At 74.8% G+C, this 9,434-nt stretch carries 10 protein-coding genes; 3 read left to right on the forward strand and 7 right to left on the reverse strand.

Annotation, left to right across the window (positions count from 1 at the left end; genetic code table 11):
* Positions 1-23: 23 nt before the first annotated feature.
* From ACSNOG_RS30125 to ACSNOG_RS30145, 5 genes are all read right to left on the reverse strand, one after another.
* Positions 24-878 (reverse strand): ABC transporter ATP-binding protein, encoded by an 855-nt coding sequence (locus ACSNOG_RS30125; protein ID WP_436755880.1) that lies wholly within the window; start codon positions 876-878, stop codon positions 24-26.
* A 191-nt stretch (positions 879-1,069) separates the two neighbouring features.
* Entirely contained in the window at positions 1,070-2,170 is a 1,101-nt protein-coding gene (locus ACSNOG_RS30130) for a FecCD family ABC transporter permease (protein WP_436755873.1), read from the reverse strand.
* Complete coding sequence (locus tag ACSNOG_RS30135) at positions 2,167-3,198, reverse strand: FecCD family ABC transporter permease (protein ID WP_436755874.1); 1,032 nt, start codon at positions 3,196-3,198, stop codon at positions 2,167-2,169. Before ACSNOG_RS30135 ends, ACSNOG_RS30130 begins: the two co-directional genes overlap by 4 nt.
* Before the next feature lie 97 nt (positions 3,199-3,295).
* Positions 3,296-4,984, reverse strand: a complete 1,689-nt coding sequence (locus ACSNOG_RS30140; RefSeq protein WP_436755875.1) for a carboxyl transferase domain-containing protein — start codon at positions 4,982-4,984, stop codon at positions 3,296-3,298.
* A gap of 4 nt (positions 4,985-4,988) precedes the next feature.
* A complete protein-coding gene (locus tag ACSNOG_RS30145) occupies positions 4,989-5,450 on the reverse strand; it encodes an Lrp/AsnC family transcriptional regulator (protein ID WP_336013305.1) in 462 nt (153 codons plus the stop codon).
* A gap of 81 nt (positions 5,451-5,531) precedes the next feature.
* Here ACSNOG_RS30145 and ACSNOG_RS30150 point away from each other — a divergent pair, with 81 nt between their 5' ends.
* Complete coding sequence (locus ACSNOG_RS30150) at positions 5,532-6,821, forward strand: APC family permease (RefSeq protein ID WP_436755876.1); 1,290 nt, start codon at positions 5,532-5,534, stop codon at positions 6,819-6,821.
* A 51-nt stretch (positions 6,822-6,872) separates the two neighbouring features.
* Here ACSNOG_RS30150 and ACSNOG_RS30155 read toward each other — a convergent pair whose 3' ends face one another.
* Positions 6,873-7,244: a hypothetical protein gene (locus ACSNOG_RS30155; protein ID WP_436755881.1), complete on the reverse strand. Its 372-nt coding sequence runs from the start codon at positions 7,242-7,244 to the stop codon at positions 6,873-6,875.
* Between the two features lie 286 nt (positions 7,245-7,530).
* Here ACSNOG_RS30155 and ACSNOG_RS30160 point away from each other — a divergent pair, with 286 nt between their 5' ends.
* Both ACSNOG_RS30160 and ACSNOG_RS30165 read left to right on the forward strand, forming a co-directional pair.
* Positions 7,531-8,388 carry a helix-turn-helix domain-containing protein gene (locus ACSNOG_RS30160; RefSeq protein ID WP_436755877.1) on the forward strand — a complete coding sequence of 286 codons (858 nt, stop codon included), beginning with the start codon at positions 7,531-7,533 and terminating at the stop codon, positions 8,386-8,388.
* The gene (locus ACSNOG_RS30165; RefSeq protein ID WP_436755878.1) at positions 8,385-8,606 is read left to right on the forward strand and encodes a DUF397 domain-containing protein; all 222 of its coding nucleotides are present in this window, start codon (positions 8,385-8,387) and stop codon (positions 8,604-8,606) included. The genes ACSNOG_RS30160 and ACSNOG_RS30165 overlap by 4 nt, the downstream gene beginning before the upstream one ends.
* Before the next feature lie 16 nt (positions 8,607-8,622).
* Here ACSNOG_RS30165 and ACSNOG_RS30170 read toward each other — a convergent pair whose 3' ends face one another.
* Positions 8,623-9,258 (reverse strand): hypothetical protein, encoded by a 636-nt coding sequence (locus tag ACSNOG_RS30170; RefSeq protein WP_436755879.1) that lies wholly within the window; start codon positions 9,256-9,258, stop codon positions 8,623-8,625.
* Positions 9,259-9,434 lie beyond the last annotated feature (176 nt).

Here is a 9,434-nt window from a genome sequence, read left to right on the forward strand (position 1 = left end):
GGTGGGGGTCTGGTGGGCGCGCCTCAGACGGCGGGCCGGTCGGGGGCGCGGCGCCTTCCGGAGCGGGCCCGGGGGACGACCAGGGGCGTGCCGGTCTCCGGGTCGGGGACGACCCGGCACTCCACCTGGAAGACCTGCTCGACGAGTTCGGCCGTGAGGACCTCGCCCGGCGGGCCGGCGGCGGCCGGTCTGCCGTCGCACATGACCACGAGGTGGTCGGCGTAGCGCGCCGCCTGCCCGAGGTCGTGCAGGACCATCACGACGGTGCGGCCGGCCTCGGTGTTGAGCTCCTCGACCAGGTCGAGCACGTCGAGCTGGTGGCGCAGGTCGAGGAAGGTGGTGGGCTCGTCGAGGAGCAGCAGGGGCGTGTCCTGGGCGAGGGCGAGGGCGATCCAGGCGCGCTGCCGCTGGCCGCCGGAGAGCTGGTCGACCGGGCGGTCGCGCAGGGCGTCGGTGCCGGTACGGGCCAGGGCCGCCTCGACGGCGGCCTGGTCGGCCTTGGACCAGGGGGTGAGCATGCGCTGGTGCGGGTAGCGGCCGAGGCGTACGAGCCCCTCGACGGTGACGCCTTCCGGGGCGACGGCCTGCTGCGGGAGCAGGCCCAGACGGCGGGCGAGGGCGCGGGCGGGCATGCGGTGGATGTCGGCGCCGTCGAGGGTGACGGTGCCGGCGGCGGGGGCCAGCAGGCGGGCGAGACCGCGCAGCAGGGTGGACTTGCCGCAGGCGTTGGGGCCGACGACGGCGGTGACGGCACCACCGGGGACGGCGAGGTCGACGCCGTCCACGACGGTGCGGCCTGCGTAACCGAGGCTCAGGCCATGGGCGGCGAGGCCGGCGGCGACCGGGGCCTTGGCGGCCGCGGGGTGCTCGGCGGCCACCGGGCCGCCAGGGGCCGCGGAGCCGCGGGCACCGGCCGAGCCGTCGGCGGTCGCCCGGCCGGGTGCGGGCACCGGGCCACGGACCGGCACCCCGCCGGGGACCGGCACCGGGTCGTGTGTCGTCGTGGTGCCCCGGGCGGTCGCGGAAGCGTCGGGCGTTGCGGGGCCGGGCGTGGTCGGGCGGTCGTCGCTCATCGGGCGGTGCTCCCAGCGGTGGGCTTGAGTTGGCGCAGCATCAGCACGAGCAGCCAGGGGGCGCCGAGCGTGGCGGTGACGACCCCCACGGGCAGGCCGTGGACGGGCAGCAGGTGCAGGACGGCGAGGTCGGAGGCGAGCAGCAGCACGGCGCCGCCGAGCGCGGTGAGGACGAGCGAGCCGGCCGTCGGCGGCCCGGCCAGGAACCGCACGATGTGGGGGACGGCCAGGGCCACGAAGCCGACCGGCCCGGTGAGGGCGGCGGCGACGGACGCCAGGAGGACGGCGAGCAGGAGGAGCTGGACGCGGGCCGCGTTCGGGGCGACGCCGAGCCCGCCGGCGGAGTCGTCGCCGAGGTCGAGGACGGCGAGCCTGCGGTGACCGGCGAGGGCGAGCAGGACGCCGGCCAGGACGAGCGCGCCGCCGGTGCCCGTCTCGGTCCAGGTGCGGCCGTAGACGGAGCCGGTGGTCCACTGCAGGGCGTCCGCGGCCAGTTCGGCGGGGAAGCGGACGATGAAGAGGTTCACGACGGCGGCGAGGCCCTGCTGCACGGCGAGGCCGACGAGCACGATACGGGTGACGGTGACGCCGCCGCGCCAGGAGAGCACGGCGAGCAGCAGGGCCGCCAGCATGCCGCCGCCGAGCGCCCCGGCCGGGGTGAGGGCCGCCGGGGCGCCGGTGGCGAGGACGGCGACCGCGCCGAGGGAGGCGCCGCCGGTCACGCCGACCACGTCCGGGGAGGCGAGCGGGTTGCGCAGCACGCGCTGCATCAGCGTTCCGGCGACGGCGAGCCCGGCGCCGGCCACGACCGCGGCGACGGCGCGCGGGGCCCGCAGCTCCTGAACGAGCATCACGTCGGCGCTGTCACCGATGCCGAAGAGCGCTTGCAGCGCGTCCAGGGGCGGCACGCGGACTTCGCCCGTGCTCAGCCCCAGGGCGAGGAGGACGGCGAGGAGGAGGACGGCCGCGGCGGAGAGCAGGACGACGCGGCGGCGCCGGCGGGCGAGCGCGGACCCGCCCGTACGGGGGGCGGCCGCCGGCCGCGAGCCGGTGCCGTACGCGCTCTGCGGGCCGCCCGCGGGGCGCAGGTCGCTCATCGGGCCGCCTTCCGTGCGAGGAGGGCCAGCATCGGGGCGCCGAGGAAGGCCGTGACGATGCCGACCTCGATCTCCGTCGGGGCGAGGACGACCCGTCCGGCGACGTCGGAGCCGAGGAGCAGCAGCGGACCGGCGACGAGGCAGCCGGGGACGAGCCAGCGGTGGTCCGCGCCGAGGAGCTTGCGGACCAGGTGCGGGGCGGCGAGCGCCACGAAGGACAGCGGGCCCGCGACGGCGACGGACGACGCGGCGAGCAGGATCACGGCCAGCCCGCCGGCGGCGCGGACCCTCGCGACCGGCACGCCGAGCGCCTGCGCGGTCTCGTCGCCGAGGGCGAGGGCGTTGAGCGCGGGCGTGATGGCGAGGGCCAGCACGAGACCGGCGAGCAGGGGTGCGAGGACGGGCAGCAGGATGTCGGTCTGCCGCCCGGCGAGCGAACCGGCCAGCCAGAAGCGGGCCTCGTCCAGCGTGCGGTGGCTGGCCAGCATGACCGCGGAGGTCCACGCGCCGAGGACCGCGGCCAGCACGGTCCCGCCGAGCGCGAGCCGTACGGGGTCGAGTTCGCCGGCGTGGCGGGCGAGCGCCAGCACGGCGACGGTGGCGAGCGCGGCACCCGCGAAGGCGAACCACAGGTACTCCACGGGGCGGGTGAGGCCCAGCGCGTAGATGGCGGTGACGACCGCGAAGCTCGCCCCGGCGTTGATGCCGAGGGTGGTGGGCGAGGCCAGGGGGTTGCGGGTGACGCCCTGGGCGACGGCCCCCGCGACGCCGAGCGCCGCGCCCACGACGAGGCCGATCACGGTCCGCGGGAGGCGCAGCCCGGTGACGACCAGCCCGTCGCGGCCGGCGTCGTCCCCGGCCAGGGCGTGCCACACGGTGGCCAGGGGCACCGGGCGCGATCCGGCCGCGAGGCTGAGCGCCGTGCACGCGGCGAGCGCGGCCGCACCTGCGAGGAGCAGGGCGGCCCGGCGACTTGGAGCGGCGCGCCCGGCGGCAGGCGCGACGGCTCTTGGAGCGGTCTCGTTCACGGAGGAGACCCTAGGTTAGGTAAGGCTTACCTTGTCAATTTTTGATGGTGCGCACACCAGCTATTTCCTCAATGCCCGGTTCCGCCACCCCGGAGCCTCAGCTTCCCAGCCCGATCCGGCGGTAGCGCGCCCGCCGTTCGGCCAGCCGTTCGCCCTGCTCACGCGCCCCGAGTGCGGTCATTTCGGCGCCGAGGAGGGCCCCGAGGCGCGGCAGGAAATCGCCGGTCGCAGAGGTCGCCGAAGGCCCGTCGCCGGCGCTCGGCTCCTCGACCACGAGGTCCACGATGCCGTGCGCGAGGAGGTCCGCGGAGCGCACGCCCTGCCGGGCGGCGACCTCCTCGGCCCGGTCCGTCGTGCGGTACAGGATCGCGGAGGCGCCCTCCGGCGGCAGCGGCGACAGCCACGCGTGCCGGGCCGCGACGACCCGGTCCGCGGGGAGCAGCGCGAGCGCGGCGCCGCCCGCGCCCTGGCCCAGCAGCAGGCACAGCGTCGGCGCGGGCAGGGTGACCAGGTCGGCCAGGCACCGTGCGATCTCCCCCGCCAGGCCGCCCTCTTCGGCCTCCCGGGACAGCGCCGCGCCCGCCGTGTCGACGACGGTCAGCAGCGGCAGGCCCAGCCCCGCGGCGATCCGCATCCCGCGCCGGGCCGCGCGCAGACCGGCCGGACCGAGCGCCTGCCCGGCGGCGGGCGGCACGGACGCGCTCTCCGCGTCATGCAGGCTGCCGCGGTCGTGCCCGAGCACCACGCAGGGCGTGCCGCCGACGCGGGCCAGTGCGAGGAGCAGCCCCGGGTCGCGCTCCCCCGCGCCCGTACCGCTGAGGAGGGTGACGTCGGTGGCGGCGGCGTCCAGCAGTTCGCGCACGCCGGGCCGTTCGGGGTCGCGGGAGCGGCGAATCGATTCGGCGGCGGAGGGGAGGACGGCGGGCGCGGCCGCCGTGGGGTGCTCACCGGAACGCGCTCCGGACCGCTCCCCGGAGCCCGCATCGGAGCGGACACCGGAGCCGACACCGGAGCGGACACCGGGCCGGACACCGGGCCGGACACCGGAGCGGACACCCGACGGGCCGTCGCCGCAGAGCACCGTCAGCGCCCGCCCCACGACCCCCGGCAGCTGCTCGGCCGCAAGGACCGCGTCCACGAGACCGTGCGCCTTCAGGTTCTCCGCCAGCTGCACCCCCGGCGGGAACTCCTCGCCGTACAGGGCCTCGTGGACCCGCGGACCCAGGAAGCCGATGAGCGCGCCCGGCTCGGCGGAGGTGAGGTGGCCGAGCGAGCCCCACGAAGCGAGGACGCCGCCCGTCGTGGGGTGCCGGAGGTGGACGAGGTAGGGCAGGCCCGCCGCCTTGTGGTCGGTGATGGCGGCGGCGACCTTGACCATCTGCAGGAAGGCCACCGTGCCCTCCTGCATCCGCGTGCCGCCCGACGCCGGCGCCGCCAGCAGCGGCAGCCGCTCGGCCGTGGCCCGCTCCACCGCCCGGACCAGCCGCTCCCCCGCCGCGACGCCGATCGACCCGGCCAGAAACCGGAACTCGCAGGCCACGACGGCCACTCGGCGGCCGCGGACCAGGCCCTCGCCGGTGACGACCGACTCGTCGAGGCCGGTGCGCTCGCGGGCCGCGAGGAGGTCGGCGCGGTAGGCGAGGTCGTCCGTCGTGACGCCGACGGGCTCGTCCCAGCACCGCCAGCTGCCGGGATCCACCACCGTGCGGATGAGGTCGAGGGCGGGGCTGCGGGGGCCGGGCGCGTCCGTGGGCCGGCTCGGGTCCGTAGGGCTGCTTGCGTCCATGCCGTCACCCTGCCACGAGCGGCCCCACCACGTCCTTGGTCACGTGCTGGTAGATCACGGAGCTGCGGAAGTCCACGACCTCGCGGCGCCCGGAGAAGCGGTCCATGAGGAGGCTGTGCAGGTCGTCCACCTCGGGCACGGCGACGTGGACGAGGAAGTCGTCGCCGCCCGCGACGACGTACACGTTGAGCACCTCCGGCAGGCCGATCAGATACGCCTTGAAGCCCTCGATGACCTCCCGGCTCATCGGCCTGATCCGCACCGAGAGCAACGCCTGCACCGGCCGGCCCAGCGCCCCCAGGTCGACCGTCGCGCGGTACCCGGTGATCACTCCCCGCTGACGCAGCGCCCGCACCCGCTCCAGGCAGGTGGAGGGGGCGATGCCGAGCGTGCGGGCGAGGTCGCGGTTGGTCTGCCGTGCATCACGCTGCAGTTCCCTGACGATCGCCGAATCTATGTCGTCCATGGGGGCACATCATGCCGCACGCACCGAATATCGTTCGGCACCCACCCCATTTCCTCAGCGGTCGGTCTAACTTCTGCCTCCGTGACCGTACGAACCACCCGAACCCCCGCCCCTTCCCGGCCGTCCGTTCGACGGCTGGGCATCGGCAGCGGAACGGCCCTGTGCGCCGGCGCCGTCCTCGGCCCCGGCGTCCTCGCCCTGCCCGCCCTGGCCGCCGACGCGGCCGGCCCCGCCTCGATCCTGGCCTGGCTGGTCCTGCTCGTGACCAGCGTGCCCGTGGCCCTGTCGTTCGCCGCGCTGGGCGCCCGGTACCCGGACGGCGGCGGCGTGGCGACCTTCGTCCACCGCGCCGCCGGACCGCGCGCCGCGGCCGCGGTCGGCTGGTGGTTCTACGGGGCCGTGCCCCTCGGCGTGGTGGCGGCGGCACTCATCGGCGGCCAGTACGTGGCGGGCGCGCTCGGGTGGGGCTCCACCGCGGCCACGGCGATCGGAGCCGTGGTCATCGCGGCGTCGTTCGCGGCCAACTGCGGCGGCCTGCACCTGTCCGGGCGGGTGCAGCTGCTGCTCGTCGCCCTGCTGGCGGCAGTGCTCCTGGGCGCGGCCGTCGCGGCCGCGCCCCACATGACCTCCGCACACTTCACCCCCTTCATACCCCACGGCTGGGGATCGGTGGGCTCGGCGGCGGGCGTGCTGTTCTTCGCCTTCGCGGGCTGGGAAGCGGCCAGCCACCTCTCGGGCGAGTTCGCGAACCCGGCCCGCGACCTGCCCAGGGTGACGTCGTACACCCTGGCGGCCGTCTCGGTCCTCTACCTCGGCCTCGCCGTGACGACGATCGGCGCCCTCGGCCCCGCCGCCGCCGGCACGGACACCCCGCTGACCGACCTGCTCGCGCAGAGCGCGGGCGCCGCCGCCCGGCCGATCGCCGCCGTCGCCGCCCTGTTCCTCACCTTCGGCGCCGTCAACACCTACCTCGCCGGCGCCTCCCGCCTGGGCGCCGCCCTCGGCCGCGACGGCGCGGCCCCGCGCTGGCTCGCCCACGGCGGCGGCACCGGCGAAGTGCCCCGGCGCAGCCTGGCGGTCCTCGCGGTCGCCTGCACCGCGGTCGGCGTGATCGCCTCCCTCGGCACGACGGACCTGGACGGCCTGATGCGCGCGACGTCCACCTGCCTGGCATCGGTCACCCTGGCCGGCCTCCTCTCGGCCCTCACCCTCCTCCCCCGCCGCACGTGGCTCTGGTACGCGGCGGTGGCGAGCTCCCTGCTGACGGCGGGCGTCCTGGCCTTCTCGGGGGTGCTACTGCTGATCCCGGCAGTGCTGGCAGCGGCGTCCCTGGCCTTCTCGTCCTTCAGGAAGGCGGGGGGACGGGCCTAGACTCCCGCGCCGGAGGACTCACGGACCGCACGAGCCCTCCGGCACGCAGGCTCACTTCCCCCAACGGCTGGCCGCGTTCGCCTCCCGCACCTTGGCAATGAGCAGCTCCACGTCGGTGGCCGGCCGCACCGCGGCCGGTTCCGCCTCCCACTCCCGCCCGCCGGCAGGCGGCCGCAGCTGCAGGCGAGGACCCTCGTGCCCCATGACCCGGCCCAGCCGGTCCGTACGGGTGTCCACGACGAAGGCCCCGACGGCGGCGCGCGGGGCCGGGCCGTCCCCCCGGCCGCAGGTACACGAGGCCAGCGGACCGCGGTGACTGAGGTCGATGCCGTGGGCGGTGGCCCAGACGTAAACGCCGCAGGAGGAGAGCGGCGGCGCGGCCACGTCCGCCCCGAGGGCGGGCGCGGCTTCGGGTGGCGTCACCGGAGCCGCCGCATCAGGCGATCCGGACTTGAGAGTCCGGACCCACTCGATGCAGCGAGAGATAACATGACGCATGTTGACGCTCCTCATCAGTGTTGACCACGCCCCGGGGCCGTTGCAGCGGCCGCCGGGGTCTTCTGTTCTCTCCGGCCAGCAGCATGCCCGCCTCTCCGACTGACGGCATCAGAATCCGTGAAAGTGCATCGGAACGTATGAAAGTTGGCTTCACCTTGTTGGCCCCTGCGGGACACTGGGCCCCTCAACTCGCCCTTCCGGGAGGTTCGAAGTGCCCGCCCTGCCCACTGTGCGCCGCAGGATCCTCGGCGCCGAACTGCGTCAGCTCCGCGAGGGGCTGGGGCTCACGACCAGCGAGACGGCGGAGCGCATCGGCTGGCATCAGTCCAAGGTGAGCCGAGTGGAGAGCGGGCGATCCGGCATCCGCGCCCATGAGGTCGAGGCTGTTCTGGATGCCTACGAAGTCACCGCCCTCGAAGCCCGGGCGTCCCTCAAGGCGCTTGCCGCAGAAGGCAGGCAGCGGATGTGGTGGACGCCCTACTCCGACGTACTGACGCAGAGGTACACGTCGTACATCGCCCTCGAAGCGGACGCGACATCCTTGCGGACCTTCCGCGACACACTCATTCCCGGCCTGCTGCAGACACCCGCCTATGCCCGCGCAGTGATCGGCGCGCTCCAACCGGACCTGTCCCCGGAAGCGATCGATGCCCTGGTGAGCGTCCGGCTCACCCGGCAGAACGCCGTCCTCCGACGCAGCAATCCGCTCGACCTCCGGGTGGTCCTCGACGAGGCGTCACTGCGCCGGGTGATCGGTGGCGCCCCCGCCATGGTGCAGCAGCTTCGCCGCCTGCTGGCTGCCTCCGAAGAGCCGCACATCACCCTCCAAGTACTGCCGTTCGCCGCGGGAGCGCACGCCGGATTGACAGGACCGTTCGTGATCCTTCAGTTCCCCGTCCGCAGCGACCTCGACGTCGTGTACACCGAGTCCCACACGAGTAGCATCCAACTGGAACGAAAGTCCGACCTCATGACCTACAGTCGGCTGTTCGAGGACATCTGCGCGGCAGCACTCGATGCGACGTCGTCGCGTGACCTCATTGCGCACGTGGTAAAGGATCTCGTGTGAGGTACCAGGACCGCCACAACACGGCTTCCGGAAGCACCTCATGGCACAAGAGCAGTCACAGCGGCCACCAGGGTGACTGCATACAGGTGGCGGACGGCTCCACCAGCATCATCGCCGTCCGCGACAGCAAAAGTCCCCACGGCCCCGCCCTGGTCTTCACGACCGGAGCGTGGGCCGTTTTCGTGTCCCATGCGAAGGGGACGGAACTGCCGTCCTAAGGCGCGCGTGCGGGCGTCAGTACAGCTTCTCCACCGCCGTGCGCGTCGTCTTCTTGAACGCGGTAACCGGCGCGTGCGCGAACGTGCCCATCTCGCCCCAGTGCACGACGGTGACCGTTCTGCCGTCGCGGCCGACGGCGAACAAGTGCACGTCGTTGCCGGTCTGAGCGTGCGTGGTCTGCACGCCGTGGACGCGGGCTCCTTCCTCGGCGTCGACGGGGCCGTAGTCACGCCACTTCGCCGTGACGTCGGGGTCCTGCTGCTGCACCTTCGCAGGGCACTGCCGGACCGCACGGTCGAGGAGGGCGGCCAGGCGCCGCGCCGCGGCCTCGTCGCGCTCGACCACGGTGACCTGCTGGGCGTTGGTGTCGACGTCCGTCCAGAACTGACGGAACATCGACGTGGCGCCCGGCAGCGCCTCGCCCACGCAGAAGGGCACGGGGTCGGGCACCCCGCTCGTCACGGGCCCGGCGTGCCACGGCGAACCGGCGTGCGGGGGCAGTTCCCCGGGCTGCAGAAAGGCGGGCGCGCCGGCCGCACCGGCGGGCGCGGCGGACGTCGCGGCGACGACGGCCACGGTGAACGTAGTGACGGCAGTGACGGCGGCAGCCGACACGCGGCGCCCGAGGGCGCGGCCGGTCAGGTGGGCCATGAGGATCCCCCGCTGAGTTGAGGGTGAGGGTGAGGGTGACGATGACGACGACGTAGTGGGGCAAGCATCCGTGACCGGACGGGCCGGGACAAGAGGGGTGCACCCGGCGAATCGGCGGCAGGGGGTTGAGTTCCGTGGGTCGGGTGCGGGTCAGAACAGGCTGGCAGCGGGGGGAG

Source organism: Streptomyces sp. URMC 124 (genome assembly GCF_051386455.1).
GTDB lineage: Bacteria > Actinomycetota > Actinomycetes > Streptomycetales > Streptomycetaceae > Streptomyces.

Excerpts from the sequence above, each read along its gene's own strand:
- ACSNOG_RS30130 (WP_436755873.1), bottom strand. The coding sequence starts at position 2,170 with ATGAGCGACCTGCGCCCCGCGGGCGGCCCGCAGAGCGCGTACGGCACC.
- ACSNOG_RS30140 (WP_436755875.1), bottom strand. The coding sequence starts at position 4,984 with ATGGACGCAAGCAGCCCTACGGACCCGAGCCGGCCCACGGACGCGCCC.
- ACSNOG_RS30145 (WP_336013305.1), bottom strand. The coding sequence starts at position 5,450 with ATGGACGACATAGATTCGGCGATCGTCAGGGAACTGCAGCGTGATGCA.
- ACSNOG_RS30170 (WP_436755879.1), bottom strand. The coding sequence starts at position 9,258 with ATGGCCCACCTGACCGGCCGCGCCCTCGGGCGCCGCGTGTCGGCTGCC.